The 14,908-nt window shown below is 59.2% G+C and carries 9 protein-coding genes, 2 tRNA genes, 3 rRNA genes and 1 pseudogene; 6 read left to right on the top strand and 9 right to left on the bottom strand.

What is annotated here, in order from left to right; all coding sequences use genetic code 11:
- Window positions 1-3 precede the first annotated feature (3 nt).
- The 5 genes from rrf to GEV38_RS10055 form a co-directional block, all read right to left on the bottom strand.
- Window positions 4-119 (bottom strand): 5S ribosomal RNA (rrf, locus tag GEV38_RS10075).
- A gap of 131 nt (window positions 120-250) precedes the next feature.
- Window positions 251-3,142 (bottom strand): 23S ribosomal RNA (locus GEV38_RS10070).
- 243 nt (window positions 3,143-3,385) lie between these two features.
- A tRNA-Ala gene (locus GEV38_RS10065) sits at window positions 3,386-3,461 on the bottom strand.
- A gap of 24 nt (window positions 3,462-3,485) precedes the next feature.
- A tRNA-Ile gene (locus GEV38_RS10060) sits at window positions 3,486-3,562 on the bottom strand.
- Between the two features lie 85 nt (window positions 3,563-3,647).
- Window positions 3,648-5,184: ribosomal RNA gene (locus GEV38_RS10055) — 16S ribosomal RNA — on the bottom strand.
- The 16S, 23S and 5S rRNA genes sit together here with 2 tRNA genes alongside, the layout of an rRNA operon.
- Window positions 5,185-5,727: 543 nt before the next feature.
- Between GEV38_RS10055 and rhtA the strand changes: the two are divergent.
- Together rhtA and GEV38_RS10045 are read left to right on the top strand one after the other, a co-directional pair.
- Window positions 5,728-6,637 (top strand): annotated as a pseudogene (gene rhtA, locus GEV38_RS10050) (threonine/homoserine exporter RhtA).
- A 168-nt stretch (window positions 6,638-6,805) separates the two neighbouring features.
- The gene (locus tag GEV38_RS10045; RefSeq protein ID WP_003259745.1) at window positions 6,806-7,087 is read left to right on the top strand and encodes a hypothetical protein; all 282 of its coding nucleotides are present in this window, start codon (window positions 6,806-6,808) and stop codon (window positions 7,085-7,087) included.
- A gap of 41 nt (window positions 7,088-7,128) precedes the next feature.
- On the opposite strand, the gene GEV38_RS10040 is transcribed toward GEV38_RS10045, so the two are convergent.
- The gene (locus GEV38_RS10040) at window positions 7,129-8,937 is read right to left on the bottom strand and encodes an aminopeptidase P family protein (RefSeq protein WP_054572857.1); all 1,809 of its coding nucleotides are present in this window, start codon (window positions 8,935-8,937) and stop codon (window positions 7,129-7,131) included.
- Window positions 8,938-9,157: 220 nt separating this feature from the next.
- Here GEV38_RS10040 and GEV38_RS10035 point away from each other — a divergent pair, with 220 nt between their 5' ends.
- Together GEV38_RS10035 and GEV38_RS10030 are read left to right on the top strand one after the other, a co-directional pair.
- Window positions 9,158-10,276: a DUF3182 family protein gene (locus tag GEV38_RS10035; RefSeq protein WP_054572858.1), complete on the top strand. Its 1,119-nt coding sequence runs from the start codon at window positions 9,158-9,160 to the stop codon at window positions 10,274-10,276.
- Window positions 10,260-11,030: a S9 family peptidase gene (locus tag GEV38_RS10030; RefSeq protein WP_054572859.1), complete on the top strand. Its 771-nt coding sequence runs from the start codon at window positions 10,260-10,262 to the stop codon at window positions 11,028-11,030. Before GEV38_RS10035 ends, GEV38_RS10030 begins: the two co-directional genes overlap by 17 nt.
- Here GEV38_RS10030 and GEV38_RS10025 read toward each other — a convergent pair.
- Together GEV38_RS10025 and GEV38_RS10020 are read right to left on the bottom strand one after the other, a co-directional pair.
- Complete coding sequence (locus tag GEV38_RS10025) at window positions 11,009-11,389, bottom strand: antibiotic biosynthesis monooxygenase (protein ID WP_015269665.1); 381 nt, start codon at window positions 11,387-11,389, stop codon at window positions 11,009-11,011. The genes GEV38_RS10030 and GEV38_RS10025 overlap by 22 nt on opposite strands.
- Before the next feature lie 105 nt (window positions 11,390-11,494).
- Window positions 11,495-12,478: a GlxA family transcriptional regulator gene (locus GEV38_RS10020; RefSeq protein WP_054572860.1), complete on the bottom strand. Its 984-nt coding sequence runs from the start codon at window positions 12,476-12,478 to the stop codon at window positions 11,495-11,497.
- 82 nt (window positions 12,479-12,560) lie between these two features.
- On the opposite strand from GEV38_RS10020, the gene GEV38_RS10015 reads away from it, so the two are divergent.
- On the top strand, window positions 12,561-13,109 hold the full coding sequence (locus GEV38_RS10015) for a cysteine hydrolase family protein (protein WP_054572861.1): 549 nt from the start codon (window positions 12,561-12,563) through the stop codon (window positions 13,107-13,109).
- Between the two features lie 141 nt (window positions 13,110-13,250).
- Here the strand turns inward: GEV38_RS10015 and GEV38_RS10010 are convergent, their stop codons facing one another.
- The gene (locus tag GEV38_RS10010) at window positions 13,251-13,814 is read right to left on the bottom strand and encodes a helix-turn-helix domain-containing protein (RefSeq protein ID WP_015269662.1); all 564 of its coding nucleotides are present in this window, start codon (window positions 13,812-13,814) and stop codon (window positions 13,251-13,253) included.
- Between the two features lie 83 nt (window positions 13,815-13,897).
- On the opposite strand from GEV38_RS10010, the gene GEV38_RS10005 reads away from it, so the two are divergent.
- Complete coding sequence (locus GEV38_RS10005) at window positions 13,898-14,848, top strand: DMT family transporter (protein ID WP_015269661.1); 951 nt, start codon at window positions 13,898-13,900, stop codon at window positions 14,846-14,848.
- Window positions 14,849-14,908: the final 60 nt, after the last annotated feature.

The following is a 14,908-nucleotide window of genomic DNA, read 5'->3' as shown; positions in this document are numbered from 1 at the left end:
GAATCTTGACGATGACCTACTCTCACATGGGGAAACCCCACACTACCATCGGCGATGCATCGTTTCACTGCTGAGTTCGGGATGGGATCAGGTGGTTCCAATGCTCTATGGTCGTCAAGAAATTCTGTTGCCAGAATGTCCAGATGGACAGCCCAGCGAATTCGGATATGCGATATTTGTGATGTTGCGAACTTTCGGTTGCTTCGTCTTCACCACCGCAATCTGCGTTAGCAAATTGCTTGGGTGTTATATGGTCAAGCCTCACGGGCAATTAGTATTGGTTAGCTCAACGCCTCACAGCGCTTACACACCCAACCTATCAACGTCGTAGTCTTCGACGGCCCTTCAGGGGATTCAAGATCCCAGTGAGATCTCATCTTGAGGCAAGTTTCCCGCTTAGATGCTTTCAGCGGTTATCTCTTCCGAACATAGCTACCCGGCAATGCCACTGGCGTGACAACCGGAACACCAGAGGTTCGTCCACTCCGGTCCTCTCGTACTAGGAGCAGCCCCTCTCAAATCTCAAACGTCCACGGCAGATAGGGACCGAACTGTCTCACGACGTTCTAAACCCAGCTCGCGTACCACTTTAAATGGCGAACAGCCATACCCTTGGGACCGGCTTCAGCCCCAGGATGTGATGAGCCGACATCGAGGTGCCAAACACCGCCGTCGATATGAACTCTTGGGCGGTATCAGCCTGTTATCCCCGGAGTACCTTTTATCCGTTGAGCGATGGCCCTTCCATACAGAACCACCGGATCACTAAGACCTACTTTCGTACCTGCTCGACGTGTTTGTCTCGCAGTCAAGCGCGCTTTTGCCTTTATACTCTACGACCGATTTCCGACCGGTCTGAGCGCACCTTCGTACTCCTCCGTTACTCTTTGGGAGGAGACCGCCCCAGTCAAACTACCCACCATACACTGTCCTCGATCCGGATAACGGACCTGAGTTAGAACCTCAAAGTTGCCAGGGTGGTATTTCAAGGATGGCTCCATGAGAACTGGCGTCCCCACTTCAAAGCCTCCCACCTATCCTACACAAGCAAATTCAAAGTCCAGTGCAAAGCTATAGTAAAGGTTCACGGGGTCTTTCCGTCTAGCCGCGGATACACTGCATCTTCACAGCGATTTCAATTTCACTGAGTCTCGGGTGGAGACAGCGCCGCCATCGTTACGCCATTCGTGCAGGTCGGAACTTACCCGACAAGGAATTTCGCTACCTTAGGACCGTTATAGTTACGGCCGCCGTTTACCGGGGCTTCGATCAAGAGCTTCGCTTGCGCTAACCCCATCAATTAACCTTCCGGCACCGGGCAGGCGTCACACCCTATACGTCCACTTTCGTGTTTGCAGAGTGCTGTGTTTTTAATAAACAGTCGCAGCGGCCTGGTATCTTCGACCGGCATGGGCTTACGGAGCAAGTCCTTCACCCTCGCCGGCGCACCTTCTCCCGAAGTTACGGTGCCATTTTGCCTAGTTCCTTCACCCGAGTTCTCTCAAGCGCCTTGGTATTCTCTACCTAACCACCTGTGTCGGTTTGGGGTACGGTTCCCAGTTATCTGAAGCTTAGGAGCTTTTCTTGGAAGCATGGTATCAACCACTTCGTCGCCTAGAGGCAACTCGTCATCAGCTCTCGGCCTTGAAATCCCGGATTTGCCTAAGATTTCAGCCTACCACCTTAAACCTGGACAACCAACGCCAGGCTGGCCTAACCTTCTCCGTCCCTCCATCGCAATAACTGGAAGTACAGGAATATTAACCTGTTTTCCATCGACTACGCTTTTCAGCCTCGCCTTAGGGACCGACTAACCCTGCGTCGATTAACGTTGCGCAGGAAACCTTGGTCTTTCGGCGTGCGAGTTTTTCACTCGCATTGTCGTTACTCATGTCAGCATTCGCACTTCTGATACCTCCAGCAAGCTTCTCAACTCACCTTCACAGGCTTACAGAACGCTCCTCTACCGCGTCATCAAAGATGACACCCGTAGCTTCGGTGCATGGTTTGAGCCCCGTTACATCTTCCGCGCAGGCCGACTCGACTAGTGAGCTATTACGCTTTCTTTAAAGGGTGGCTGCTTCTAAGCCAACCTCCTAGCTGTCTAAGCCTTCCCACATCGTTTCCCACTTAACCATGACTTTGGGACCTTAGCTGACGGTCTGGGTTGTTTCCCTTTTCACGACGGACGTTAGCACCCGCCGTGTGTCTCCCATGCTCGGCACTTCCAGGTATTCGGAGTTTGCATCGGTTTGGTAAGTCGGGATGACCCCCTAGCCGAAACAGTGCTCTACCCCCTGGAGTGATACATGAGGCGCTACCTAAATAGCTTTCGAGGAGAACCAGCTATCTCCGAGCTTGATTAGCCTTTCACTCCGATCCACAGGTCATCCGCTAACTTTTCAACGGTAGTCGGTTCGGTCCTCCAGTCAGTGTTACCTAACCTTCAACCTGCCCATGGATAGATCGCCCGGTTTCGGGTCTATACCCAGCGACTAAACGCCCTATTAAGACTCGCTTTCGCTACGCCTCCCCTATTCGGTTAAGCTCGCCACTGAATATAAGTCGCTGACCCATTATACAAAAGGTACGCAGTCACCTAACAAAGTAGGCTCCCACTGCTTGTACGCATACGGTTTCAGGTTCTATTTCACTCCCCTCTCCGGGGTTCTTTTCGCCTTTCCCTCACGGTACTGGTTCACTATCGGTCAGTCAGTAGTATTTAGCCTTGGAGGATGGTCCCCCCATATTCAGACAAAGTTTCTCGTGCTCCGTCCTACTCGATTTCATTGACAAGAGATTTTCGTGTACGGGGCTATCACCCACTATGGCCGCACTTTCCAGAGCGTTCCACTAATCTCAAATCAACTTAAGGGCTGGTCCCCGTTCGCTCGCCACTACTAAGGGAATCTCGGTTGATTTCTTTTCCTCAGGGTACTTAGATGTTTCAGTTCCCCTGGTTCGCCTCTTGCACCTATGTATTCAGTACAAGATACTCAGCTTGTGCTGAGTGGGTTCCCCCATTCAGAGATCTCTGGATCACAGTCTGTTTGCCGACTCCCCAAAGCTTATCGCAGGCTACCACGTCTTTCATCGCCTCTGACTGCCAAGGCATCCACCGTATGCGCTTCTTCACTTGACCATATAACCCCAAGCAATCTGGTTATACTGTGAAGACGACATTCGCCGAAAATTCGCATGTTGCTCTTTCGAGCAGAACTCACAAATTTTACCTTAGCCTGATTAACCAGCAGTGAAACTGGTCATCAGTCTATATCTATCACATATCCGAATTTTTAAAGAACGATCTGACAAAAGTCAGAAATCAACATTCGAACTGAATGTTCATTTCTAAGTTCTGACAAGCTACTGCGTACGGCGAAAGTGGTGGAGCCAAGCGGGATCGAACCGCTGACCTCCTGCGTGCAAGGCAGGCGCTCTCCCAGCTGAGCTATGGCCCCGTATTCTACGGCTGAACCATGTAATGGTAGGTCTGGGCAGATTTGAACTGCCGACCTCACCCTTATCAGGGGTGCGCTCTAACCAACTGAGCTACAGACCTATAACAGGGTCGCGTTACAGCATCGTCTTTTACAATGAATCAAGCAATTCGTGTGGGAGCTCATCAGCAGGCTGATGTCGTCGATTAAGGAGGTGATCCAGCCGCAGGTTCCCCTACGGCTACCTTGTTACGACTTCACCCCAGTCATGAATCACACCGTGGTAACCGTCCTCCCGAAGGTTAGACTAGCTACTTCTGGTGCAACCCACTCCCATGGTGTGACGGGCGGTGTGTACAAGGCCCGGGAACGTATTCACCGCGACATTCTGATTCGCGATTACTAGCGATTCCGACTTCACGCAGTCGAGTTGCAGACTGCGATCCGGACTACGATCGGTTTTGTGAGATTAGCTCCACCTCGCGGCTTGGCAACCCTCTGTACCGACCATTGTAGCACGTGTGTAGCCCAGGCCGTAAGGGCCATGATGACTTGACGTCATCCCCACCTTCCTCCGGTTTGTCACCGGCAGTCTCCTTAGAGTGCCCACCATAACGTGCTGGTAACTAAGGACAAGGGTTGCGCTCGTTACGGGACTTAACCCAACATCTCACGACACGAGCTGACGACAGCCATGCAGCACCTGTGTCAGAGTTCCCGAAGGCACCAATCCATCTCTGGAAAGTTCTCTGCATGTCAAGGCCTGGTAAGGTTCTTCGCGTTGCTTCGAATTAAACCACATGCTCCACCGCTTGTGCGGGCCCCCGTCAATTCATTTGAGTTTTAACCTTGCGGCCGTACTCCCCAGGCGGTCAACTTAATGCGTTAGCTGCGCCACTAAAATCTCAAGGATTCCAACGGCTAGTTGACATCGTTTACGGCGTGGACTACCAGGGTATCTAATCCTGTTTGCTCCCCACGCTTTCGCACCTCAGTGTCAGTATCAGTCCAGGTGGTCGCCTTCGCCACTGGTGTTCCTTCCTATATCTACGCATTTCACCGCTACACAGGAAATTCCACCACCCTCTACCGTACTCTAGCTCGCCAGTTTTGGATGCAGTTCCCAGGTTGAGCCCGGGGCTTTCACATCCAACTTAACGAACCACCTACGCGCGCTTTACGCCCAGTAATTCCGATTAACGCTTGCACCCTCTGTATTACCGCGGCTGCTGGCACAGAGTTAGCCGGTGCTTATTCTGTCGGTAACGTCAAAACAGCAAGGTATTAACTTACTGCCCTTCCTCCCAACTTAAAGTGCTTTACAATCCGAAGACCTTCTTCACACACGCGGCATGGCTGGATCAGGCTTTCGCCCATTGTCCAATATTCCCCACTGCTGCCTCCCGTAGGAGTCTGGACCGTGTCTCAGTTCCAGTGTGACTGATCATCCTCTCAGACCAGTTACGGATCGTCGCCTTGGTGAGCCATTACCTCACCAACTAGCTAATCCGACCTAGGCTCATCTGATAGCGCAAGGCCCGAAGGTCCCCTGCTTTCTCCCGTAGGACGTATGCGGTATTAGCGTTCCTTTCGAAACGTTGTCCCCCACTACCAGGCAGATTCCTAGGCATTACTCACCCGTCCGCCGCTGAATCAAGGAGCAAGCTCCCGTCATCCGCTCGACTTGCATGTGTTAGGCCTGCCGCCAGCGTTCAATCTGAGCCATGATCAAACTCTTCAGTTCAATACTGCTTGGGTTTTTAAGAAACCCTAAACTTGGCTCAGCAATCTCAAATGACTATGTGATTTCTCGCATGGCCACTTGTGATGCTGATAATCTTTGTGACTATCAGTCCGTACTCACAAGCACCCACACGAATTGCTTGATTCGATTTGTTAAAGAGCGTTTGGTTAAGAGCCTTTCGTCTCAACCGAGGCGCGCATTCTACGCTTTCCTCATTTGCTGTCAAACGTTTATTTTGAAGTTTTTTGCGAGAAACTCGTTTAGCTTAAAACACTTGACTCAACATGGTGGCTGGCTTTGCTTCGCTACCGCGTTGGAGTGGTGCGCATTATAGGGCGGTGTTTCAGGAGGTCAACCTTTAATTTCAATAATTTAGGTTTTTTTGAAAAAGACCGCGTCAGGGCCGCATGGTGCTCGCCGCGAGCCTTGCAGCGCCGGTGAGATCGAGCACCGAAATAACAACGCCGGGCACCTTGCCCCCACCCACCGTATTTGCGCACTATATTGCTCACCCCAATCCCGCTCAAGGATCGTCGCGCAGAAATGAACACCCAGCCCCGCAGCCTGGCCGCTACCCTCTTCCCGATCGGCCTGCTGCTCATCGCCATGGCATCGATACAGTCCGGCGCCTCCCTGGCCAAAAGCATGTTCCCCATCATCGGCGCGCAAGGCACCACCACCCTGCGCCTGATCTTCGCCAGCATCATCATGCTGCTTATCCTGCGCCCTTGGCGTGTGCGCATGACCCGCAATACCCTGCGCAACGTCATCATCTACGGCATGGCGCTGGGCGGCATGAACTTCCTCTTCTATCTGGCCCTGCAAACGGTACCGATCGGCATTGCCGTGGCACTGGAATTCACCGGCCCGCTGGCCGTGGCAATCTTCTCCTCGCGCCGGCCGATCGACTTCCTGTGGATTGCCCTGGCCATCGTCGGCCTGCTGCTGTTGCTGCCTGCCGGCCATGGCGGGCAGGCCCTCGACCCGGTCGGCGCTGCCTATGCCCTGGGCGCGGGCGTATGCTGGGCGCTGTACATCCTGTTCGGGCAACGTGCCGGGGCCGAGCATGGTATCCAGAGTGCCGCACTGGGCGTAGTGGTGGCCGCGCTGTTCGTTGCCCCCATCGGTATCGCCCACGCCGGCAGCGCATTGCTCACACCTGCCCTGATCCCCATGGCGCTAGGCGTCGCGGTGTTGTCCACCGCCCTGCCCTACAGCCTGGAAATGGTTGCCCTCACGCGTATCCCGGCACGCACCTTCGGCACCCTCATGAGTATCGAGCCAGCATTCGGCGCATTGTCCGGCCTGCTGTTCCTGGGCGAGGTACTGACGATTACCCAGTGGCTGGCTATTCTGGCGATCATCACCGCGTCTGTCGGCACCACCCTGTCCATGCGCAAGGAACCCAGCCCGGTCGTTGCCACTGACTGACATGAGAAATATTTTCATTTGAGACAGGATTAGTGATTGTAGCGACCCGTCTCGCTGATTAAGCTGTCACAGAATCATCATCTTTACGCTATCTACTGGACCGAACACGGACGCTGGGGAAATTTCAGGAAGAACCAAAGCTATAACGACAGGGCCAGGCAGCTGATCCGCCCTGCATTTAAGGACAGGAATGAAACGTATTTTGCTCATCCTGGCCATCTTGGCTATTGCTGGATGTGCCGCCACGGCCAAGACCGAGGTCAAAAAGGGCAAGAAAGGCCTGCATATCAATTGCTCCGGCCTGTCTTCCTCGTGGGACAACTGCTACAGCAAGGCCGCAAGCTCCTGCAGCACGCGCGGATACCGGGTCATTGCACGCTCGGGCGATAGCGATGAAGAACCCGGTGACTACTTGTTCGGCATCAACCCGGCGGGTTACACCAGCCGCAGCATGATCGTCATCTGCAAGTAGAAAAAAGGGCAGCTCGCAAGCTGCCCTTTTCATTTGCCACCTTACAAGGGCGCGGTGCGCGCCTCCAGCCAGGCCAGCGCGTCATCCTTGAGCAACGGCGCCAGACGCTCGCGTACTCTGGCGTGATAGCCATTCAACCAGTCCAGTTCTTCCCTGGACAACAACTCGGGCACCAGGCAGCGGGTATCGATCGGGCATAGCGTCAGGGTCTCGAAGTTCAGGAAGTCGCCGAAGGCGCTCTTGCCGACCTCGCGATTGACCACCAGGTTCTCGATGCGCACTCCCCACTGCCCTGGGCGGTACGTACCCGGCTCGATCGAGCTGATCATGCCCACCTGCATCGCGGTCTGCGGCGTGGGTGCCGCCTGGTAGGCAATTACCTGCGGCCCCTCGTGCACGTTCATGAAGTAGCCCACACCATGCCCGGTGCCGTGGCCGTAATCCACCTGGTCAGCCCAGATCGGTGCCCGGGCAATGGCGTCGAGCAACGGCGATAGCACGCCCCGCGGGAAGGTGGCACGCGACAGGGCGATCATGCCTTTGAGCACGCGTGTGCAATCCTGCTTCTGTGCAAGGCTCGGGTTGCCCACCGGCACCATGCGCGTGATGTCGGTGGTGCCCCCCAGGTACTGCCCGCCCGAATCGATCAGCAGCAGACCATCGCCCTCGATGACCGCGTGCGACTGTTCCGTGGCGCGGTAATGCGGCATCGCGCCATTGCCGTTGAAGGCGGCAATGGTCGAGAAGCTCAACGACACGAAGCCTGGGCGGCGGGCACGGGCGGCACTCAACTGCTCGTCGATCGTCAGCTCGGTAACCAGCTCACGACCAAGGTTGGCCTCGAGCCAGGCGAAGAATTCGCACAGGGCCGCGCCATCCTGCTCCATCACCTGCCGGATGTGCACCAGGTCCTCATCACCCTTGCACGACTTGCTCAAGGTGCTGGGGTTGAGGCCCTCGACCAGCTCCACCTCGGCCGGCAGGTTATCCAGCAGGCCGCAGGTCACCCGGGCCGGGTCGACCAGCAATCGGCTGCCGGCCGGCATGGCGGCAAGGGCCTTGCCTGCTTCGGCGTAGTCACGCACTTCGATACCGTCGGCCGCAAGCACCTTGCGTAGATGTTCGTCGAGCTTGTCCTGGCCGACGAACAGGATGGCCTGCTGCTGGCTGATCAGGGCAAAGGCCACGAACACCGGATTGTAGGAAACATCGCTACCGCGCAGGTTGAACAGCCAGGCGATGTCATCCAGGGTGGCGATGAAATGCCAATCGGCCCCCTTGGCCTGCACGCTCTGGCGCAACTGCGCCAGTTTTTCCGCACGGTTCACCGTGGCGTGCGGCGGCAAATGCTGGTAGACCGGGTTGCCTGGCAGCGCCGGGCGCCCTTCCCAGACCTGGCCCAGCAGGTCCTTGTCAGTCACCAATCGCGCCCCGCGCGCCTTCAGCCGATCGCTCAGTTGGCGCGCCGAAGCCAGCGCCATGACCGCACCATCTACCGCCACGCTGCCGTTGGGCTCGACGTGATCGCCCAGCCATTCCAGCGCACCAGGCTTGCCCGGCAGCAGCTTCATCAGCTCGATGCCACTGCCTGCCAGCTCGTGTTCCGCCTGTTCCCAGTAGCGGCTATCGACCCACAACCCGGCAAAGCCAGCTGTGACGACCAGCGTGCCGACCGAGCCATGGAAACCCGAAAGCCACTGGCGCCCTTGCCAGTAACCAGGCAGATATTCGGAAAGATGGGGGTCGGCCGAAGGTACCAGCAAGGCATCGATGCCCTCTGCGGCCATGGCCTGGCGAACCAGCGCCAAACGCTGCGGCACGCTTTGCCCAAGGGTGGTCTGAACGTTCATGCGCTCTCCTGCGGCTACATCACGGTTTATCCAGTGTGCCGATAATGGAACAGCCGCCGAAGCCCTGCAATCTTGGCGACCGACACACGGCATGCATTGCCCGTGACGCCCTGCGCATACCGGACATTTCCTACAGACGGGCCAGAACCACCGATCCAGTTCCGCTGAACTTCCACAAAGCACCGGCTTCACACTCAGTACATTCATTGCACACAGGCAAATGACCATGCCCAACGCCTGCGCCCCTAAAAGCGGCGTGGTGCTGCTCGACACCCGCGCGCACACCCCCGACCACGAGCATGCCGTGCACCTGAAGCTTGCCGATGGCCTGGCCCGCCTTCTGGGCTGCCCGCACGTGCAACCCAGCCAGCCACCAAGCGCCACCGACGGCTACTACTACCTGCCCACCGAAACCCTGGTCGATCCCGAACGCCATGCCGCCCTCGGCATCTGCAGCGAACAGGACCTTTTCGGTGGCCTGGTCGCACACCCCTACATGGCGACCAAGGCGATTTCCCACCCGCTGCCGGCCGGGGCCAGTTTCCCGCCGGGCTGGACCGATGCCTTCGCACGGCAAGCCTGCGACGCCCTGCTGCGCGGCTACACCGTATTCAGCAAGGCCGATGCACGGACCGCCGCACAGCTGTTACTGACGGACGGCCCGTTGCGAATCAAGCCGGTACTGGCCTGCGCAGGCCGTGGGCAACAGGTCATAACCACGGCGGATGAGCTGGAACCGCTGCTGGCCGGCATGGATGACCAGGACCTTGCGCTATGGGGGTTGGTGCTCGAGGAAGACCTGAGCGAAGTGCAAACCTTCAGCGTTGGCCAGGTACGTGTCGCCGGCCTGACCTGCAGCTATCACGGCACCCAGCAACTTACCCGCGACCATCAGGGCACGGAAGTGTATGGCGGCTCCGACCTGGTAGTGGTACGCGGTGACTACCAGGCACTGCTGCAACTGCCGCTGGATGAGCCGCTGCGCCTGGCCATCAACCAGGCGATGGCCTACGAACAGGCCGCCGAGCAGCACTTCCCCGGCTTCATCGCCTCGCGGCGCAACTACGACATTGCCCGCGGCGTGAACCCACAGGGCCACCTGCGCAGCGGCGTACTCGAGCAATCCTGGCGCCTGGGCGGTGCCAGCAGTGCCGAACTGCTGGCCTTGCAGGCGTTCGCCGACGACCCGGCATTGCAACGGGTACGTGCCTCCACCCATGAAGTGTTCGGCGCCCCCGAACTACCCACTGACGCCACCCTCTTTTACCAAGGAAACGACAGTGAACTCGGACAACTCAGCAAATTTGCGCGGATTCGCGAACATGACCATTCAAAGTGAAACCGTTGAACTCCAGGTCGAGGATGACAGCATCGTCGGCACCTTGGTCAGCCCCGGCAGCAAGATGCCGGGCATTCTCTTCGTCCACGGCTGGGGTGGCAGCCAGCAACGCGACCTGGCCCGCGCCCGGCATATCACCGGGCTGGGCTGCGTATGCATGACCTTCGACCTGCGCGGCCACGAAAAAACCGAAAGCCAACGGCTGACGGTAACCCGCGAACAGAACCTGACCGACCTGCTGGTGGCATACGACCGGCTGGCAAGCCACCCAGCCGTCGACACCAGTGCCATCGCCATCATCGGTAGCAGCTATGGCGGCTACCTGGCCACCTTGCTGACCCGTGAGCGGCCGGTCAAATGGCTGGCCCTCAGGGTACCCGCGATGTACTGGGACGACGAATGGAACCTCCCCAAGCAAACCCTCGACCGGCAACGGCTGAACGCCTATCGCCAACGCCTGCTCGGCCCGGCAGACAACCGCGCACTGGCAGCCTGTGCCGAGTTCGGTGGCGATGTACTGCTGGTCGAGTCCGAGCAGGACGACTACGTACCGCACAGCACCTTGATGAGCTACCGCTCGGCATTCGTCAGCGCCCATTCGCTCACCCACCGCATCGTCGACGGTGCCGACCACGCGCTGTCCAGCGAAGAGAGCCAGAAAGCCTACAGTTCGATCCTGGCGGCATGGGTCAGCGAAATGGTCATTGGCGCCCGCCTGGATCGCTACCCGCACTACGCGCCCTGGTATGCCTGAGGCTCACCCACCTGGCAATGCAGGCCGCCATCGGCACCGCGCACCAGGCTGCGCAGCGTCTGGTAGGCAGCAAAGTTGACGCCACGCGCCTGGTACTGGCCAAGCAGGTCGAGGAAAGGTTCCCCGACGAAATATACGGCCGCCGCTGCCCACGCCTGGCGGGATTGCCACTGCAGGTACTGCAGCACCCGGCTGCCATCGTCGCTGGCCTGAATACTGACGCCCTGCAGTCCTTCGCAACGCGCGGCCAGCTCTTCGCTGCGCGCCACCAGCGCTTGGGCCAACGCCTGCTGGAACTTGCCAGGCACTTCAAATTCGATCATCTGGGTAAACCACAGGGCATGGGATGTTGCCGTCATGAACGGTCTCCTGGTGACGGACGCCTACAGCGCGATGCAGAGCAGGGTAAAACCTCAAGTTATGTCAAGGTCAAGCGGTTTCCGCACCGGGAACGCCCCCGCGCCCTAACCCGATACCGCGAAGCGCCGCCGATAATCACTCGGGGTCAGGCCGGTGATGCGCTGAAACACCTTGCGAAACGCACCCGGGTCCTGGTAACCGACGCCCCAGGCGATCTGCTCGACATTGCGCCGGGTGAACTCCAGCAAGCGGCACGCACGCCCCACCCTCACCTGCTGGCAGTACTCGGTCGGCCGTAGCCCCGTGGCAGCACGAAAACGCCGCAGGAAAGTGCGTTCCTCCAGCCCCGCGCATGCGGCCATGCTGGCCAGGTCGGCATCCTGCCCACCGTTGCCCTGCAACCAGTGCTGCACTTTCAGCACTGCTTCATCACCATGGTCCAGGCGTGGGTTGAACACTGCACCGGGCAGTGGCGCCGCGACCGGGTCGACCGCCAGGTAGCGGGCAGTTTCCCGCGCCACCGTCGCGCCCATGAAGCGCTCCAGCAAGCGCAAGCCCAGGTCGGTCCAGGCCATCAGCCCGGCCGAGGTGACGATGTCGCCATCGTCCAGCAACGGCTGCTGGGCCTCGACCCGCACCTTGGGAAAACGCTGGGCAAGCGAATGCACGTAGTTCCAGTGGGTACAGGCCGGGCGCCCGTCGAGCAGACCACTGGCGGCGATGAAGAACACCCCGATGCACACCGATGCCAGCACCGTGCCGTGCCCGTGCAACTGGCACAACGACGCGCGATGGCGCTCAAGCAGCTCACCCTGTGGTGCCGACTCCAGGCTTGGCGGAATGATCAGCACCCGCAGATCGGCCGCGGCGGCAGGCGGGCTCTCAGGGGCAAGCTGCAACCGCCCTGCCTCGTCTGCCTGCCAAAAGCTGATACGCGCCGACGGCAACTCGACAGCACCCAGTTCGGCAACCACCCGGTTGGCTACCAGGAAAAGGTCGGCCAGCCCATGCACGGCAGCACGCTGCGCGCCGGGGTACAGCAGCAGGCCGATGTCCAGGCTGGCGGGGTTGTCAGTTTTTGCCTGCATAGTGTCGTTCGCGCCAATCCTCAGGTCAGTGCACACAGCCTATAACTAACGTCATCCAACGACTACTGCCACAGGAGGCAGCATGAGCAAGCAGGCGCTGATCATCATCGACATCCAGAACGACTACTTCCCGGGCGGCAAATGGACCCTCGATGGTGCCGACCAGGCGGCCGACAATGCTGCCCGCCTGTTGGCGGCAGCGCGTCAACGGGGCGACTTGGTGGTGCATGTGCGGCATGAGTTCGAAAGCGCCGATGCGCCGTTCTTCGCGCCAGGCTCGCAGGGTGCGGCGATCCATGCCAAGGTCGAGCCTCAAGCCGGTGAGCCGGTGGTGCTCAAGCACAAGGTCAACGCCTTCCTCGGTACCGACCTTGAGCACACGCTGGACCGGCATGGCATCGAGGCCCTGACCATCGTCGGCAGCATGAGCCACATGTGCATCGACGCCGCCACCCGGGCCGCGGCCGACCTGGGTTACGACGTGACCGTGGCGCACGACGCCTGTGCCACGCTGCCACTGGAGTTCGATGGCAAGCGGGTGCCGGCGGCGCAGGTGCATGATTCGGTGATGGCGGCGTTGGCGTTTGCCTATGCCAAGGTGGTCAGGACCGATGAGTTGATAGGAGACTGACCGCGAACCTTGGTTGCCCATACGGGCCTCATCGCCGGCAAGCCAGCTCCCACAGGTCCACCTTCAGGCTCATAGCCAGTGGCGAACCTGTGGGAGCTGGCTTGCCGGCGATGAGGCCCTGGAGGCAGCAACACCTCTCGATCAAATCACCACATTGCGCACAAACCGCACCGCCACCGCCCCATCGTTGCGATAGGCATACCGGCAGTTACTGGGAAACACATGGAACTGCCCGACCTGCAGGCGATGCTCGACCCCTTCGATAATCAGCGTCAGTTGCCCTTGCGCCACATAAATCTGCTCGCTCCAGCCTTCGGCATCAGCCTCGCTGGAATAGCACTCGCCCGGTGCCAGGGTCCATTCCCACAGTTCCACCTCGCGCCGCGCCACGCTGCTGCCCAGCAGCACCGCCCGACTCTGCGGGTGCTCCCCGGCCCAGGCCAACTCTTCGATGCGCCCGGGGTCGCGCTGGTCAGGTGCCTGGATCAGAGTACTGAAAGCCACGCCCAAGGCCTCGGCAATCAGGTCGAGAGTAGTCAGGCTGACATTCTTCTCGCCCGCCTCGATCGCCACCAGCATGCGCCGGCTGACCCCGGAACGCTCCGCCAACGCCGTCTGGCTCATACCCGCGGCGTTGCGCAGGCTGCGTACATTGAGGCTGACATGTTGCAGCACCGATGCCCGGTGCGAGGAATCTTTGTGCACTATATTGCTCACTGGTCGGTATTGCGCAGTATACTGCCCACTTTGCGGCGATTGTGCGCCGCCCCCTCCGAGTGCGCAAGACCATGAGCCAGCCCAGCAGCAAACCGACCCCTGCCATTGCCTTTCGCCTGAGCAAGGCCGAATTGGTGCTGGTGTTCATCACCATGCTGTGGGGCGGCACCTTCCTGCTGGTGCACAACGTGATGAGCGTCAGCGGCCCGATGTTCTTCGTCGGCCTGCGCTTCGCCGCAGCCGCGCTGTTCGTCGGGGTGGTCTCGGCGCGGGCGCTGCCAGGGCTGACCTTCACCGAACTGAAGGCCGGCATGCTGATCGGGGTGTCGATCATGCTCGGCTACGGCCTGCAGACCATGGGCCTGCAAACCATCAGCAGCAGCCAGTCGGCGTTCATCACCGCGCTGTACGTGCCGTTCGTGCCGCTGCTGCAATGGCTGGTGCTGGGCCGGCGCCCCGGCCTGATGCCCAGCATCGGTATCGGCCTGGCGTTCATCGGCCTGATGCTGCTGGCCGGTCCGGAGGGTGGCAGCCTGCACTTCAGCGAAGGCGAGCTGGTAACCCTGGTCAGCGCCGTGGCCATTGCCGGCGAAATCATCCTGATCAGCCGCTACGCCGGGCAGGTCGATGTGCGCCGGGTCACCGTGGTGCAGCTGGCGACCGCCTCGCTGCTGGCGTTCCTGATGATCGTGCCGACCCAGGAGCGCATACCCGATTTTTCCTGGCTGCTGCTGACCAGTGCCGTGGGCCTGGGCGCCATGAGCGCGGTGATCCAGGTAGCCATGAACTGGGCGCAGAAGTCGGTCTCGCCCACCCGCGCCACCCTCATCTATGCCGGCGAACCAGTATGGGCCGGGATCGTCGGGCGCATCGCCGGTGAGCGCCTGCCGGGCGTGGCACTGCTCGGCGGCCTGCTGATCGTGATCGCGGTGGTGGTCAGCGAACTCAAGGTGCGCCGCCCGCGCGAGGTGGCCGAATCGCGGGAAGTGACGGATGAAGGTGAACGCCAGGCTGGCCTGTAAAGCCGCCAACTGCGGCTATGCTTTGTAAGAATCTGTTATAAAAAAACAGCTTGTCACAGC

Source organism: Pseudomonas sp. 13159349, assembly GCF_013305685.1.
Lineage (GTDB): Bacteria > Pseudomonadota > Gammaproteobacteria > Pseudomonadales > Pseudomonadaceae > Aquipseudomonas > Aquipseudomonas asiatica.
The sequence above is the reverse complement of the archived record's forward strand: the minus strand, read 5'-3'. Positions and strand labels throughout refer to the sequence as shown.

Excerpts from the sequence above, each read along its gene's own strand:
- GEV38_RS10045 (WP_003259745.1), top strand. The coding sequence starts at position 6,806 with ATGAAACGTATTTTGCTCATCCTGGCCATCTTGGCTATTGCTGGATGT.
- GEV38_RS10040 (WP_054572857.1), bottom strand. The coding sequence starts at position 8,937 with ATGAACGTTCAGACCACCCTTGGGCAAAGCGTGCCGCAGCGTTTGGCG.
- GEV38_RS10035 (WP_054572858.1), top strand. The coding sequence starts at position 9,158 with ATGACCATGCCCAACGCCTGCGCCCCTAAAAGCGGCGTGGTGCTGCTC.
- GEV38_RS10030 (WP_054572859.1), top strand. The coding sequence starts at position 10,260 with ATGACCATTCAAAGTGAAACCGTTGAACTCCAGGTCGAGGATGACAGC.
- GEV38_RS10025 (WP_015269665.1), bottom strand. The coding sequence starts at position 11,389 with ATGACGGCAACATCCCATGCCCTGTGGTTTACCCAGATGATCGAATTT.
- GEV38_RS10020 (WP_054572860.1), bottom strand. The coding sequence starts at position 12,478 with ATGCAGGCAAAAACTGACAACCCCGCCAGCCTGGACATCGGCCTGCTG.
- GEV38_RS10015 (WP_054572861.1), top strand. The coding sequence starts at position 12,561 with ATGAGCAAGCAGGCGCTGATCATCATCGACATCCAGAACGACTACTTC.
- GEV38_RS10005 (WP_015269661.1), top strand. The coding sequence starts at position 13,898 with ATGAGCCAGCCCAGCAGCAAACCGACCCCTGCCATTGCCTTTCGCCTG.